This is a genomic window from Flavobacterium sp. CSZ, assembly GCF_015350725.1.
Classification (GTDB): Bacteria; Bacteroidota; Bacteroidia; order Flavobacteriales; family Flavobacteriaceae; genus Flavobacterium.
Map to the genome: position 1 here is coordinate 60,551 of NZ_JADKPQ010000024.1, position 16,530 is coordinate 77,080.

Annotated in this window: 8 protein-coding genes; all 8 read left to right on the forward strand. The window is 36.7% G+C overall.

Going from position 1 to position 16,530, the window contains the following annotated elements:
- The first annotated feature begins 4 nt into the window (after window positions 1-4).
- The 8 genes from xylA to IRZ78_RS22595 all read left to right on the forward strand — a co-directional run bounded on the left by xylA (window position 5) and on the right by IRZ78_RS22595 (window position 16,491).
- A complete protein-coding gene (xylA, locus tag IRZ78_RS22560; RefSeq protein WP_194619165.1) occupies window positions 5-1,330 on the forward strand; it encodes a xylose isomerase in 1,326 nt (441 codons plus the stop codon).
- 383 nt (window positions 1,331-1,713) lie between these two features.
- On the forward strand, window positions 1,714-2,370 hold the full coding sequence (fsa, locus tag IRZ78_RS22565) for a fructose-6-phosphate aldolase (protein WP_194619167.1): 657 nt from the start codon (window positions 1,714-1,716) through the stop codon (window positions 2,368-2,370).
- Window positions 2,371-2,900: 530 nt separating this feature from the next.
- The gene (locus IRZ78_RS22570) at window positions 2,901-5,990 is read left to right on the forward strand and encodes a TonB-dependent receptor (RefSeq protein WP_194619169.1); all 3,090 of its coding nucleotides are present in this window, start codon (window positions 2,901-2,903) and stop codon (window positions 5,988-5,990) included.
- A 12-nt stretch (window positions 5,991-6,002) separates the two neighbouring features.
- Window positions 6,003-7,946, forward strand: coding sequence for a RagB/SusD family nutrient uptake outer membrane protein (locus tag IRZ78_RS22575; RefSeq protein WP_194619171.1), 1,944 nt, complete (start codon window positions 6,003-6,005; stop codon window positions 7,944-7,946).
- Window positions 7,947-8,154: 208 nt separating this feature from the next.
- Complete coding sequence (locus tag IRZ78_RS22580) at window positions 8,155-9,888, forward strand: glycoside hydrolase family 43 protein (RefSeq protein WP_194619173.1); 1,734 nt, start codon at window positions 8,155-8,157, stop codon at window positions 9,886-9,888.
- 10 nt (window positions 9,889-9,898) lie between these two features.
- The gene (locus tag IRZ78_RS22585; protein WP_194619175.1) at window positions 9,899-11,131 is read left to right on the forward strand and encodes an SGNH/GDSL hydrolase family protein; all 1,233 of its coding nucleotides are present in this window, start codon (window positions 9,899-9,901) and stop codon (window positions 11,129-11,131) included.
- Between the two features lie 60 nt (window positions 11,132-11,191).
- The gene (locus tag IRZ78_RS22590) at window positions 11,192-13,915 is read left to right on the forward strand and encodes an alpha/beta hydrolase-fold protein (protein WP_194619177.1); all 2,724 of its coding nucleotides are present in this window, start codon (window positions 11,192-11,194) and stop codon (window positions 13,913-13,915) included.
- A 41-nt stretch (window positions 13,916-13,956) separates the two neighbouring features.
- Window positions 13,957-16,491 (forward strand): glycosyl hydrolase 115 family protein, encoded by a 2,535-nt coding sequence (locus IRZ78_RS22595; RefSeq protein ID WP_194619179.1) that lies wholly within the window; start codon window positions 13,957-13,959, stop codon window positions 16,489-16,491.
- Window positions 16,492-16,530 lie beyond the last annotated feature (39 nt).

The window sequence follows — 16,530 nt, forward strand, 5'->3', positions numbered from 1 at the left end:
AAAAATGATAGTTTTAGGCAATAAAGAATACTACAAAGGTATTGGTCAAATTAAATTTGAAGGAAAAGATTCAGATAATCCATTAGCATTTAAATACTACAATCCGGATCAGCTTGTAGCGGGAAAAACAATGCGCGAACATTTTAGATTTGCCATTGCATACTGGCATACCTTCTGCGGACAAGGAAGTGATCCTTTTGGACCGGGAACACAAAATTTTGCATGGGATCAGTCATCAGACCCTATTCAGGCAGCGAAAGATAAAGCCGATGCTGCGTTTGAATTCATCAGCAAAATGGGCTTTGATTATTTCTGTTTTCACGATTATGATTTAGTTGCTGAGGGGCCAACATTTGCCGAATCTGAAAGACGTTTGGCAACAATTACAGAATATCTTAAACAGAAAAAAGCAGAATCTGGAATTAAATTGCTTTGGGGAACTTCAAACTGTTTTTCGAATCCAAGATTTATGAACGGCGCGGCAACAAACCCGGATTTTAACGTGGTAGCAAGAGCCGGAGGTCAGGTAAAACTGGCTTTGGATGCAACGATTGCTTTAGAGGGTGAAAACTATGTTTTCTGGGGCGGACGTGAAGGTTATATGTCTTTATTGAATACCGATATGGGAAGAGAACTGGATCACATGGCGCAATTCCTGACAATGTCAAGAGATTATGCAAGATCACAAGGTTTTAAAGGAACTTTCTTTATCGAGCCTAAACCAATGGAACCATCGAAACATCAATATGATTTTGACTCGGCAACTGCTATTGGATTCTTAAAAGAGTATGGTTTAGATAAAGATTTCAAAATCAATATCGAAGTAAACCATGCAACATTGGCACAACACACATTTCAGCATGAGCTAGAAGTAGCTGCAAAAGCTGGAATGTTAGGAAGTATCGATGCTAACAGAGGTGATTACCAAAATGGCTGGGATACAGACCAGTTCCCAAACAACATTCAGGAAACTACAGAAGCAATGCTGGTATTCTTAAAAGCTGGCGGATTACAAGGTGGTGGGGTAAATTTTGATGCTAAAATCAGAAGAAATTCAACAGATTTGGAAGATGTTTTCCTTGCTCATATTGGTGGTGCTGATACTTTTGCAAGAGCTTTATTGACAGCTGACAAAATTATCACTTCTTCTCCATACGAAAAACTGAGAAAAGAAAGATACAGCTCATTTGATTCAGGAAAAGGAAAAGATTTCGCTGATGGAAAATTAAACCTGAAAGATTTGTACGCGATCGCAAATGAAAATGGAGAATTAAATCTTCAAAGTGGAAAACAAGAATTGTTTGAAAATATTATCAATCAATATATTTAAAAAAAAGAAAGAGCTAACAGTTTTTTTAAAGCTGTTGGTTCTTCTTAATAACATTAGTGAGGAAAAATGATCAGCAAGAAAACAGTATCTTTATGTGATAGCTGTAGAAAGTTAATCTCTTTGTTGCTTTTCAGACAAGATATTATTTTTTCTTTCAGATCAAAACTATGAGAATGTGTATTAAGATTATGATTGAATTTTAAAGATATGAATTCTGGAATAGATTAGGGTTAGTTGCTATTTTTTAATTCAGAAATTTAAAACAAAGTCATTTAATAAAATAAGGATTAGGTTATTTTTATTAATGTTTTTTGAAGAATAAAATCGAGATACACATTTTTACTCACTACATTTTACTATTAAACCAAATTTAACTACAAACTATGAAATTTTTTATTGATACCGCTAATTTAGAAGATATTAAAGAAGCACAAGCGTTAGGTGTTCTGGATGGCGTTACGACAAATCCGTCCTTAATGGCTAAAGAAGGCATTACCGGAAAAGACAATATTTTAAAACATTACTTAGACATTTGTTCTATTGTCGATGGTGATGTTTCGGCAGAAGTAATTTCGACAGATTTTGAAGCAATGATCAGGGAAGGTGAGGAACTTGCTGCTTTGCATCGGCAGATCGTGGTCAAATTGCCAATGATTGCCGATGGTGTAAAAGCCTGTAAATATTTCTCTTCCAAAGGCATCAAAACCAATGTTACCTTGGTGTTTTCGGCAGGGCAAGCTTTGCTGGCTGCAAAAGCCGGAGCGACTTATGTATCACCTTTTTTAGGAAGGCTGGACGATATCTCTACTGACGGAATGCATTTAATTGCCGAAATCAGAGAGATTTACGATAACTACAATTATCAAACACAAATACTCTCAGCCTCGATCAGGCATACAATGCATATTGTAAACTGTGCAAAAATAGGATCGGATGTAATGACAGGACCACTTTCTGCAATTAAAGGATTGTTGAAACATCCTTTGACAGATATTGGTTTGAATCAATTTATCGAAGACGCTAAAAAGATGAAACTATAAACTTTTAGTAATGAGTATTCTATAGTTTTTTAGAGAGAAATACTATAAATTATAATAGCTAAAAACCTCCTTTCAATATCATTTTGAAAGGAGGTTTTTGGTATTCTAGGAACAACCGATTGCTTCTTTTGTTTAATTTTCGATTTCTTTTTTAGAAACTCGCATATTTGTTATGTAATTACTTAAGCAACCAGTTGTATTTTTAGCTTTTTTAACAGTATTTATATTTCAATAATAGTATTTATTCTAAAATTAATAAGCTTTGTATTCTTTTATGATTTTTTTAATAAATGACCAATAACGTCGTTAACTTTTTAAATTTTAGTTCAAAAAAAATCATTTATATATTGATAATTTATTTTTTTAATATTAAAATTGAACAGAATGTTTTTTAGTGTGGCTTTTTTTTGGTAATTCGTAAATAAAATTATAAACAACCGATTGTGTATTAATTGTTTTTTTTATATTTGTTACTAATACACTTATTAACTCAACCAAAATTTAATTTTAACTATCTAACATCAATTTTTATGACTAACTTTTTTGTTACAAGTAAATTGAAGCATCAAAAATGCTTTTATTTTTTGATCTTAATGTTTGCGCTGTCGCTCCATTCTGGTGCACAGACAAAAGTTACCGGAACCGTATCAGATGCCAATGGTCCAATTCCTGGTGCTAATGTAAATTTGAAAGGAACAAAAACTGGCGTAAGTACAGGTTTTGACGGTACTTATTCTATCGATGCGCCTTCTAATGGTATTCTTGTTTTCAGTTTTATAGGTTTAAAAAACAAAGAAATAGCCTTAAACGGACAAACTCAGGTGAGTGTAAAACTAGAAGAAGATGCGGGTATTCTAAAAGAAGTAGTAGTTATTGGATACGGAACGCAAAGAAAAGAAGCCGTAACAGGATCTGTAGCATCTATTGGAGGAAGCGAATTGAATGAAGTACCGGCTGCCAACGTAACTCAGGCACTGCAAGGAAGACTTGCGGGTGTAGATCTAACGCAGACTTCGACAAAACCGGGAGCTGCCATGCAAATTCGTATACGCGGTACCAGATCTTTAACCGGAAGTAATGACCCATTAATCGTTTTAGACGGAGTTCCGTTTGCTGGTTCTATCGGAGATATAAATCCTGTAGATATTAAATCTGTAGACGTTTTAAAAGATGCATCGGCAACAGCAATTTATGGTTCGCGTGGTGCAAACGGAGTAATATTAATTACAAGTAATAAAGGACGTAAAAATCAAAAAGCGACATTTACTTATAACGGATTCAGTGGTATCAAGCAGGTTTTTGGTAAATACGATATGATGGATGGTGCCAAATTTGCAGCACTTCGCGATTATTCTACTTTGTATACAGATGGTATTGATGAATCTAGAGATACCAATACAGACTGGCAGAAGTCGCTTTACGGCGCTGGTGAAATGGTGAGTCATGACCTAAGTGTTTCCGGAGGTACGGAGCGAGGAGCCTATAATGCAGGTTTGGGGTATTATAAAGAAGAATCTGTTTTGCCTGGCCAGAAATACGAGCGTTACAGTATTAGAGCAGGTTTAGATCAGCAGTTAGGTGGAGCTTTTCGTATGGGATTTAATACCAATAGTAACTATGCTGTTACCAACGGAGATAACATAGGTACAGGAACAGTTTTAGGTACTTCTCCCTTAGCTAATCCTTACAATCCTGATGGATCCCTAAAAAGAACCGTTAGAATGGGAGCAGATGAAAACTGGGTGTACACCAGAGAATCCATTAATAATTTAGGAGAATCGTATGTAAACCAAACCAGAGCTTTTAGTTCTTATAATAATATTTTTGCCGAGGTGAAAATACCGGGAGTCGAAGGTTTGAAATATCGTATGAATACCGGTTTAAATTTACGTTTGTCTAATAGTGGTTATTATGAAGGACAAGGAGTATTTGATGTGAATCCTACTACTATTTCTAATGCATCGATCAGCAATACATTATCGACACAATGGCTTATCGAAAATTTGATCACATACGATAAAACTTTTGCCGAAAAACATACTGTAAATTTTGTTGGATTATATTCAAATGAGCAGTTTACAGGAAATACTTCTCAAGTGTCAAGAAACGGAATCACATCAGATGCATTTCAGTTTTACAACTTAGGACAGAGTGAAGAAGAAGCAGTAATAAACCCTGCCAATCAGGATTACACGCAATGGGGATTAAGTTCTTATATGGCCAGAGCGATGTATTCATACGATAATAAATATTTTATTTCAGGAACAATACGTTCAGATGGTTCATCAAGATTAGCCAAAGGAAATAAATGGGTAACATATCCCGCTGTTTCTGCAGGATGGACACTTTCAAATGAATCTTTTATGAAAAAAGTTTCATGGGTTAATTTAGTGAAATTACGCGCAGGATACGGAGAAACATCCAATCAGGCTGTAGATCCCTACCAAACTTTGGGAGCTTTAAGTACAAGACCTTATAATTTTGGAACAACAAATTCAACAGGAGTATATGTTACAACATTGCCTAATCCGGATTTAGGATGGGAATATTCAACCACATGGAATTACGGATTGGATTTTGCATTTCTGAACAATCGCTTGTCAGGAACAATCGAATATTATAAAACCAATACAAAAGATTTGCTGCAAAGAGTAAATCTTCCGGCAACAGCAGGAGTTAGCAGTTATGTAGGCAATGTTGGTGAAACTGAAAACAAAGGTTATGAAATAGCTTTAAACGGAGTTATCCTTGATAATCCAAAAGGGTTGAGCTGGAGCGTTGGGTTTAATTTATATGCCAATCAAAACAAGTTAGTAAAACTTGCTTCGGGAGCACAAAGAGACGAGTCAAATTCATGGTTTGTAGGTTATAATATCAATTCTATTTATGATTACCAAAAAGTAGGTATCTGGCAGGAAGGCGATCCGTACATGTCTACATTAGAACCAGGACCAACGGGTATCAACCAACAAGGAACCGTAGTAGGATCTATCAAAGTTAAATATACAGGAGATTTTAATCCTGATGGTACACCAACACGCGCCATTAACGCAAGTGACAGGCAAATAATCGAAACAGACCCGGATTTTCAGGGAGGTTTCAATACCAATTTAACGTATAAAGGTTTTGATTTTTCTGCTGTTGGAGCATTCAAAAGCGGCGGTGTATTAATCAGTACACTTTATGGCGGTAATAGTTACTTAAACCTTTTAAATGGAAGAAGAAGTAATGTGGATGTAGATTACTGGACACCGGAAAACAGAGATGCTGAATTCCCAAATCCAAGAGGAATTAGAAGTGGTGACAACCCAAAATACATGTCAACAATGGGTTATTTTGATGCCTCTTACGTAAAAATCAGAGCCTTAACACTTGGATATACTTTAGATCAGGAATTTATGAGAAATTTAGGTATCGAAAAACTAAGACTTTATTTTACGGCTCAAAATCCTTTTGTACTTTTTTCTCCTTATAACAGAAAGTCTGGAATGGATCCTGAAACAAATTCTTTTGGAGATGAAAATCAGGCAGTAAATTCATACCAACGCAGGTTTTTGGTTATTGGAACCAATACTCCTTCTACCAGAAACTTTTTATTCGGACTTAATTTAACATTTTAATCAAGAAGAACCATGAAACGACATATTTTTAAAAATTTAATTATAGGATCAGTAGCTTTGTTCTCCTTTGCGGGCTGCTCTGATATTTTAGAAGAAAAACCACATGATTTTTATGAGCCTGGTTATTTTAAAACAGAACAGGGAGTTTTACAAGGATTAACCTCGCATTATGCACATTTACGCTGGATATACGGACAGGCGTATTATTACAATTCTGTTCAGACTGGTACAGATGAAAATACATATGGTCAGCAAGCCGACGGAAATTTCAAAGATCATGATTTATCAGGAGTTGGAATTATAAATGCCACCTCAAGCAGAGCCGATGTGGTATGGAATAATTCCTATAACGATATCAATACCGCCAGCGGAATTATCGAAAATGCGGCTGCAGTAGGTATCGCAAATAGTCTAATTGCCGAATCTAAATTTTTCAGGGCTTTTGATTATTTTTTACTGGTACAGAATTTTGGAGGTGTTCCTTTAGATTTAGGCGCTGGCGAACTTAAATTTAATAGTAAACCGTCCAGATCTTCAAAACGAAATACCGTAACAGAGGTATATACCAAAGCTATTTTTCCGGATTTAGTAGCAGCAGTAAACGAACTTCCTGATGCGCCAAGATTAACAGGTACGGCAACCAAAACTTTGGCTCGTTTAATGTTATCAAAAGCTTATTTGACTTATGCCTGGTGGTTAGAAAATCCAAACAATATTCCTACCTATCCTGATACGCCAAGAACAGATCCTGACGGACACAATGCACAATGGTATTTTCAACAAGCCTATAACGTAGCTTTAGAAGGAATTAATAATCCGGGATCTTATGCATTATTGCCTTATTATTATGATGTAAATTTAGGATCTAATGATCGTAATAAAGAATTAATGCTTTATGCAGACCATACAGAGGCAAGCGAATATTATAACGGTGCAAGCCTTACTTACGGAAGTGGTGGTTCGCCTGATAATTTTGCAGGTTGGATGGGAACTTTTAATTATACATCTATAAGAAGTAAAAATGCTTCAGGAGCAGCGGTTTCGACCGTACAGAGAGCAGCAGACCAATTTTTAGGACGTCCGTGGGTGAGAATGGTGCCGCCTATTGAAGTCTTTACCAAAACTTTTGCAGATAAAACAAACGATTCAAGATATGACGGAACATTTGCAGCGGTTTACCGTGGAAACTGGAATTTACTAGGAACTGGGTTAACTGATGTGGCAACATTATATAATGCCAACGGATTACCGGTAAAACCAGGCGATGCGATTGTAACTTTTCTTAATGATGAACCGGCTACGCCCATTGCATATCCTACCGGAGCAGGCGATAATGGTGTGGGTGCCGGAGTTTTACCAGGCAGATCTGATTATGTAATTTCTCCATTGGGAATAAACAGAATAGTATATCCGGGTTTATGGAAATTAGGACCATATCGTACTGATAATGCCGGAGGATTAGGACAGCCAAATGCAGGAAGTACAAGACCTTATCCAGTGGCTAAATTTTCAGAACTTTATTTTGTTGCGGCAGAAGCTGCAGTAAAAGGAGCGACCGGTGCTATATCAGCAAGAGATCTTATAAATGTTATTAGAGCAAGAGCAGGAAAATGGCGTTGGGATAATAATGGTAAAGTAGCAAAAACAGCAGACAATAGCGTTTTACTAACAAGTGCAACTCCTGCCATTATTGACATTAATTATATTCTGGCAGAACGTTCGCGTGAATATTACGGAGAAGGATATCGCTGGTACGATTTGGTAAGAACTCAAAAATGGAATGAAATCGCTGGAAAATATACAATTGGCGGATCAAATTACGGACAGCATACACCAGAGGTCGTTACCAGAACTATAGAACCGCATCATTATTTGCGTCCAATACCTCAGGGTCAGATAGATGGTATGGAAATGTCAGCAGCAGAGAAGGCTGCTTATCAAAATCCAGGATATTAATATCTTGGTAAAAGAAGCAAATTTTACCGTAGTTATAGGTGTTAATTTTACAGAATAGCTTATAAGTTGGTTTGTAAATTTGCTTTAGTTTGAAGCCGGGGGATAATTCCCTCGGCTTTTAAATTATGAATTCAGTGACAATTTTCAGGTCTCTTAAATGTGCTTTTTAGTTATTTAAGAGCTTTTAATAATTAATGAACAATTACAAATGAAGCCGCAAAAAATATTTTTCTTATTACCATTATTGTTTCTTTTCTCTTTTAAAATAATAGGTGCAAATGACACTCTTGTAAAAAAACAAAGTAAAAAGCCAGCTATTTTTTCTAATGTTATTTATCAGGGAGACGATGATATTTATAAAAAGAATCCATTAAAATCAGATGAATTTTATTCGCCAATTCTGCAAGGATGTTATCCGGATCCCGCTATAACCAGAAAGGGAGATGATTATTATATGGTCTGTTCCTCATTTGCAATGTTTCCGGGCGTGCCCATTTTCCATTCTAAAGATTTAGTGAATTGGACTGACCTTGGAGGGGTATTAAATAAAGTCTCCGAATTCAATCCGCATGACACGGGTATCAGCCAGGGTGTATACGCTCCTGGCATTACTTATAATCCGCATAATGATACGTTCTATATGATTGTAACAGCATTTTCAGGAGGTCTGGGCAATATAATAGTAAAAACGAAAGACCCGATGAAAGGCTGGGGAAGCCCAATAAAATTAGGTTTTGACGGAATCGATCCGTCTATATTTTTTGATGATAACGGTAAAGGTTACATCGTTCATAATGACGCTCCAAATAAAGGAAAAGAACTGTATCAGGGACATCGTGTTATTAAAGTTTGGGAATACGATCTGGAAAAAGATCAGGTTATTCCGGGAACAGATAAAATTATTGTAGATGGCGGAGTAGATCTTTCGAAAAAACCAATCTGGATTGAGGCGCCTCATTTGTATAAAAAAGACGGTCATTATTATTTAATGTGCGCTGAAGGCGGTACAGGCGGAAATCACAGTGAAGTTATTTTTATTAGTGAAAGCCCAAAAGGACCTTTTAAACCGGCATCAAACAACCCGATTCTTACACAAAGATATTTTCCTCAGGACAGAAAAGATAAAGTAGATTGGGCCGGACATGCCGATTTAGTTCTTGGACCAGATAATAAATATTACGGTGTATTTTTAGGCATTCGCCCGAATGAGAAAGACAGAGTAAATACAGGACGCGAAACTTTTATGCTTCCGGTAGACTGGTCGGGTGTTTTTCCGGTATTTGAAAACGGATTAGTGCCTTTAGAACCAAAAATAAAAATACCAAAAGGCGTTACTGAAAACAAAACCGGTAAAGATGGATTTTTCCCTAACGGAAATTTTACATTTACCGAAAATTTTACTTCTAAAAAATTAGATTACAGATGGATCGGACTCAGAGGTCCGCGTGAAAATTTTATTTCGATAACCAAAAAAGGACTTCAAATCAATCCTTTCAAGGTAAATATAAAAGAACTGAAACCTACTTCGACACTTTTTTACAGACAAATGCACAACACCTTCTCGTTTGCCACGACAATAGAGTACAAACCAGCATCTGAAAAAGATCTGGCAGGAATTACATGTCTGCAAAACGAGGGTTTTAATTATGTTTTTGGCATCACCAAAAAAGGAAAAGATACTTATATTTTATTAGAAAGAACAGAAAAAGGACAATCTAAAATAATTGCAAGTGCTAAAATAGAAATCAAAAAAAATATTCGATTACAGGTAAAAGCAACGGGAGATAATTACGAATTTAGTTATGCCTTAAGTGGTACTGATTTTAAAAAATTAGGGGAAAGCGTTTCGGGAGATATTCTTTCAACGAATTTGGCAGGAGGATTTACAGGAGCATTGGTAGGATTATATGCCACGGCTGCAAATGATGCTCAACCGCAATAAAAAACAAAATATGAAAAAGGAACATTTTAAATGGTTACTGTTTTTACAACTCTTCTTTTTGGTTTGTCAGTCCAATCATTCATCTGTAATGGCTCAAGGCAAATCAAAAACTGAGAATTGGGTAGGAACCTGGGCTTGCGCGCAAATGCTGGTTGAATCCAACAATATGCCACCCGCTCCGGGGCTTTCAGAAAATACGCTTCGACAAGTTTTTAGGGTTTCTATTGGAGGAAAACGTATGAGACTGCGTTTTTCTAATATATTCAGCGATCAGCCAACGGTTTTAAAATCGGTTAGCGTGGCCAATGTTGTCAATGCGCCAATGATTGATCCCAAAACTCAAAAAGAACTTCGTTTTAATGGAAATTCGGGTATAATAATAAATCCTGAGCAGGAAGTGTTTTCTGATGCTTTTGATTTTGAATTACAGCCCGGACAGCTTTTGGCCATTACGATTCATTACGGAAATACTTCGCAAAAAACATCAGGACACCCCGGTTCACGAACCACTTCTTATATTCTTGAGGGAGATCAAATTCAAAACGCAGCTTTTGATGGTGCTGTAAAAACAGATCATTGGTATTCGATTATGGGATTGGATGTTGTGGCGGATAAATATGCTGCGAATATCGTTTGTTTGGGAAATTCCATTACAGACGGACGCGGATCAGGAACCAATAAACAAAATCGCTGGACAGATATTTTATCTGCACGATTATCTGCTAATAAAAAAACAGAAAAAATTGGCGTTTTGAATTTAGGAATTGGAGGGAATTGTGTTGTTAAAGGCGGATTAGGGCCAACAGCCCTGGATCGTTTTGACAGAGATGTACTCTCACAAAAAGGCACAAAATGGCTTGTCATTCTGGAAGGCATTAACGATATTGGAGGAATTAAAAATCCCGAAGATGCACCAATAAAAGCGCAGGAACTTATTGAAGCTTATAAAGTCATGATCAACAAAGCACATGCAAAAGGAATTAAAGTCTACGGCTGTACCATTTTGCCCTTTGCCAAATCATTTTATGATGCTCCTCACAAACAAGAAGCAAGAGATATTGTAAACGCATGGATCAGAACTAGTAAAGCTTTTGATGCCGTAATTGATTTTGATAAAGCAATGGTTGCAGAAGAAGGTTCAAAAACGATTTTATCGAACCTTCACGACGGTGATTTTTTGCATCCAAATGAAGCAGGTTATGCTAAAATGGGAGAAACAGTAGAACTCAATTTATTTAAATAACAGTTTGCATCTTTAGAATTCGATTAAAATGATTTTTTGACAATAAAATACAGCTAAAAAATGAAATCAATACTTAGGTTTTTCGCATTTACGATTCTTTTTTCAATAGCACAAAAAGGGTATTCTCAAGATCCTAATTTTCATGTTTATCTGAGTTTTGGTCAGTCAAATATGGAAGGGTATGCCAAAATAGAACCGCAGGATAAATTGGGTGTCGATGCTAGGTTTCAGGTTTTACAGGCAGTGGATTGTCCTGAACTAAAACGCGAAAAAGGAAATTGGTATACGGCCATACCGCCATTGTGCCGTTGCAGTACCGGACTAACACCAGTGGATTATTTTGGACGAAATCTACTGGCCAATCTCCCAAAAAATATAAAAGTAGGCGTTATTAATGTAGCGGTTGGAGGCTGTAAAATTGAACTTTTTGACAAAGATAAAACAGCAGAATATGTAGCAACAGCACCAGACTGGATGAAAGGCATACTACAAGAATATGATGGGAATCCGTATGCAAGATTGGTTGAATTGGCAAAAATAGCACAGAAAAAAGGAGTCATTAAAGGTATTTTACTGCATCAGGGCGAATCGAATACCGGCGATACACTTTGGCCAAAAAAGGTAAAAATCGTCTACGATAATTTGATAAAAGACCTGAATCTGGATCCGAAAAAAGTGCCGTTGCTTTCAGGCGAAACCGTAAATGAAGACCAGAACGGTAAATGTGGCAGCATGAATAAAATTATTGCGACATTGCCAAAAACGATTCCCAATTCGTATATCATTTCATCAAAAGGATGTACAGCAGAGGCTGATTTTTTACATTTTAATGCAGCAGGTTACAGAGAATTAGGACGACGTTATGCCGATAAAATGCTTTGGTTATTAGGATATAAATTCTTTGAGGGAAAATCACCTTTCATAGTACAGGCGCCACTTGGTTTTGATCAGTTCAATACCAATATTCCGGCAGGAAAAATTGAAACTATCAGTTATGAATCCAAAACAGTTGGTGTTGCAAGAAAAGCCACAATTTATACGCCTCCGGGATTCAATAAAAAGAAAAAATATCCTGTATTATATCTTTTGCACGGGATAGGAGGCGATGAAAAAGAATGGCTAAACGGAGCAAATCCGCAAATTATATTGGATAATCTTTACGCAGAAGGAAAAATTGAACCCATGATTGTAGTCATGCCAAACGGAAGGGCAATGAAAGAGGATAGCGCGACTGGCAACATAATGGCGCCCGATAAAGTACAGGCTTTTGCTACTTTCGAAAAAGATTTATTAAACGACCTGATTCCGTTTATCGAAAAAAAATACCCCGTCCTGAAAGACAGAGAACACCGCGCCATTGCAGGATTGTCGATGGGGGGAGGACAATCTTTAAATTTCGGGTTAGGGAATTTAGATAAGTTTGCCTGGGTGGGTGCATTCTCGGCAGCTCCCAATACTAAAATGCCAGAAGAATTGCTTCCTGATCCGGAAATAGCAAAACAGAAATTAAAACTGCTTTGGATTTCCTGTGGAGATAACGACTGGCTTATCGAAAACAGTAAGCGAACACACGATTATTTATACAAAAACGATGTGCCGCACATCTATTATATCGAGCCCGGAGTACATGATTTTAAAGTATGGAAAAACGGTTTGTATATGTTTTCGCAATTTTTATTTAAGCCTGTCGATCAATCGAGTTTTGCAGCTTACACCATTTTGGGCAATCCGGCGCAAACCAATATTCGTACTGCAAAATATCCTCAAATATTACCCGATAACAAGGTGCTTTTCAAAGTCAATGCTCCCCAAGCGTCAAAAGTACAAATCGATTTGGGCAAAAAATATGATATGACCAGAGATTCAGATGGATATTGGACAGTAACTACAGAGGTAATCAACAAAGGATTTAATTATTATTCCCTGCTTATTGATGGCGTTGCGGTTGCAGATCCGTCAAGTCAGACATTTTATGGGATGGGGCGCATGGCAAGCGGTATTGAAATCCCAAATAAGGAAGGTGATTTTTATGCTTTAAAAGATATTCCGCACGGCGATATCAGAATCAAAAAATACTTTTCAAAAGCAAGTAATTCATGGCGCGAAATGTATGTTTATACACCGCCGGGTTACCAAAATGCTACAGAAAAATATCCGGTTTTATATCTTTTGCACGGCGGAGGTGAAGACCAGACAGGCTGGGCAAGTCAGGGAAAAGCAAATTTAATACTAGATAATTTAATAGCCGAAAATAAAGCAAAACCAATGATCATTGTAATGCTCGACGGCAATATGGGAAATACAGGGGGAGTTGCAGGTTTCAATGAAAATGCATTAAAAGCTTTTGAAAATGAATTAAAAACCGGAGCAATACCTTTTGTAGAAAGCAATTTTAAAGTTGAGAAAGATGCTAAAAACAGAGCTTTGGCAGGATTATCAATGGGAGGTTTGCAAACGCTTTATGCGGGCGTTAAAAATTCTGATCTGTTTTCTTATATAGGCGTATTTAGTTCAGGTTGGTGGGCCAATAATACGACTTTATCAGAACCGCAATATGAGTTTATGAAAAATAATGTAGGGATGATTAATGCCAACATCAAAGAATTTTGGATTTCTATGGGTGGCAAAGAAGATATTGCTTATGAAAATTGCAAAATAATGATAAAAAAGTTCGACCAGCTCGGAATCAAATATAAATACAGCGAATATCCTGGCGGACATGCCTGGCCAGTGTGGAGACACGATTTATTTATGTTTGCGCCATTATTATTTCAGCAGCAATAAAGATTTTAAAATAGTAATTGAATTCCATAATAATAAAGTTCATGAATACATTTTCAAGATATAGCCTCACATTTCTTATCGTTTTTAGTTGTACTTTTTTAAAAGCGCAGTCGTTTATTACATCTCAAAAAGCAGACAATGTTGTTATACTAAAAGAGAAATCTTCACCCTTATCCTTTCTTGTCAGTAATGGAACTGATGCCGGTATTTTGCGTGCAATCACTAATTTACAAGTTGATTTTGAAAAAGTTACGGGAGAAAAACCAGTAATCTTAAATCAGAAACCAAACTCATCATCGCCACTAATTATTATTGGAACAATTGGAACCAATTCGGCTATTGATGATTTAGTTAAAGCAAAAAAAATCGACGCAAAAGAGCTCAAAGGCAAAAATGAAAAATTTAGCATTGCAAACATTAAAAATCCATTTACCGGAGTAGACGAAGCTATCGTGATTGCCGGAAGTGACAAGCGCGGAACAATTTACGGCATTTACGAATTATCCAGGCAAATTGGCGTTTCACCTTGGTATTACTGGGCTGATGTACCTGTAAAGAAAAAAGAGAATCTTTATTTTGTAAAAGGAAATTACACCGATGGCGAACCTGCTGTGAAATACAGAGGTATTTTTCTAAATGATGAAGCCCCTGCATTAAGCGGCTGGTCGAAAGCTACATTTGGCGGATTTAACAGCAAGTTTTACGAAAAAGTTTTTGAATTACTGCTTCGTCTAAAAGCCAATTATATCTGGCCTGCAATGTGGGGGAGTGCTTTTTATGATGATGATCCTGCCAGCGGACCTCTTGCCAACGAAATGGGAATTGTCATGGGAACATCGCACCACGAACCGATGGCTCTGGCACAGACAGACTGGCATCGTTACATTAAAAAAAATAACCTTCCCAATATATGGGATTACACCAAAAATAAAGAAGTTTTAGATCAATTCTGGAAAAGCGGTATTGTTCGCAGTAAGAGCTGGGAAAAGCTCGTAACCGTAGGAATGCGCGGAGACGGCGACGAAGCCATGAGCGAAGGAACCAACATTGCTTTGCTGGAGAATATCGTAAAAGAACAACGCAAAATTATTGCTGAGGTAACCCAAAAAAAGCCTGAAAAAACCCCGCAGGTCTGGGCTTTGTATAAAGAGGTGCAGGATTATTATGATCAGGGAATGCGTGTTCCTGATGATGTTACGCTGCTGTTTTGTGATGACAACTGGGGAAATGTACGCAAACTACCTGATCTCACCAAGCCGCTTCATAAAGGCGGTTACGGCATGTATTATCATTTTGATTATGTTGGAGGTCCCAGAAACTCAAAATGGATTAACATAAGTCCAATACAGAGAGTTTGGGAGCAGATGAATCTCACTTATTCGCACGGGGTTGATAAAATCTGGATTGTAAATGTAGGGGATCTCAAACCAATGGAATTTCCTATCAGTTTCTTTTTAGATATGGCATGGAATCCTAAGAAATTCAATTCTCAAAATCTTTTTGAGTTTACCCAGAAATGGGCAGCTGACCAATTCGGAACAAAACACGCCAAAGAGATTGCAAGATTATTAAACACGTATCCAAAATTCAACCGAAGAGTAACGCCCGAAATGCTGGACAGCACAACCTACAGTCTGGAGAATTATAACGAATTTGAAACGGTGGTAAATGACTATGAAAATCTGGCACTCGATGCGTATCGAATTTATAACGATATTCCAACTGAATATAGAGATGCCTATTTTCAATTGGTTTTATACCCAATAGATGCTTGCAGCAACCTTTATGAAATGTACTATGCACAGGCCAAAAATAAAAAACTCGCTGCAGAGAAAAATAGTATGGCAAACGCGTATGCAGATAAAGTAAAAGTTTATTTTGAAAGGGATTCTATTCTTCAAAACAAATACAACAATGAAATTTCCGGAGGAAAATGGACCCATATTATGGATCAGATGCGAATTGGATATAAGGCTTGGCATGATACTCCAAAAAACATTTTACCGGAAATTAGTTATGTTTCTGAAAAAGATCAGGTTAAAAGAAAAGTATTTGCAGAGAAAGAGGGTTATGTTTCTATTGAGGCCGAAGATTTTTCTAAAGTAAATAACTCCGAGAAAATCCATTGGGAAGTGATTCCTGATTTTGGAAAAACAAAAAGTGGGATTACAACATTTCCACAAAATAAGTATCCTGCTCAAAACGAGAATATTTTTGTGGAGTACGAAATTGATTTTGTCTCAACAGGTGAATTTAATGTAGAATTGCTTCTGGCTCCAACTCTTAATTTTAATAGTAATAAAGGCCTCCGTTATGAAATTTCATTTGATGGAGGAAAACCGCAGCTTGTAAATTTTAATGGAAAATACCGTGGAGAATTAGGAAAATGGCAGGCTGAGCATTTAATACATTCGTCGACTAAGCATACTATTTCGAAAGCAGGAAAACACACAATGCGTTTTAGGGTTTTGGATCCCGGAATTGTACTGGAGAAAATTCTAATAGATACAGGAGGATTAAAAACAACATATTTAGGAGCTCCGGAAAGTGAAATTATTTACCACGATAAATTCTAATTTTTTAATCGATTACTATTATTAACTAATACTATAAAG

Coding starts and splice junctions, on each gene's coding strand:
- xylA (WP_194619165.1), top strand. CDS start 5: ATGATAGTTTTAGGCAATAAAGAATACTACAAAGGTATTGGTCAAATT.
- fsa (WP_194619167.1), top strand. CDS start 1,714: ATGAAATTTTTTATTGATACCGCTAATTTAGAAGATATTAAAGAAGCA.
- IRZ78_RS22570 (WP_194619169.1), top strand. CDS start 2,901: ATGACTAACTTTTTTGTTACAAGTAAATTGAAGCATCAAAAATGCTTT.
- IRZ78_RS22575 (WP_194619171.1), top strand. CDS start 6,003: ATGAAACGACATATTTTTAAAAATTTAATTATAGGATCAGTAGCTTTG.
- IRZ78_RS22580 (WP_194619173.1), top strand. CDS start 8,155: ATGAAGCCGCAAAAAATATTTTTCTTATTACCATTATTGTTTCTTTTC.
- IRZ78_RS22585 (WP_194619175.1), top strand. CDS start 9,899: ATGAAAAAGGAACATTTTAAATGGTTACTGTTTTTACAACTCTTCTTT.
- IRZ78_RS22590 (WP_194619177.1), top strand. CDS start 11,192: ATGAAATCAATACTTAGGTTTTTCGCATTTACGATTCTTTTTTCAATA.
- IRZ78_RS22595 (WP_194619179.1), top strand. CDS start 13,957: ATGAATACATTTTCAAGATATAGCCTCACATTTCTTATCGTTTTTAGT.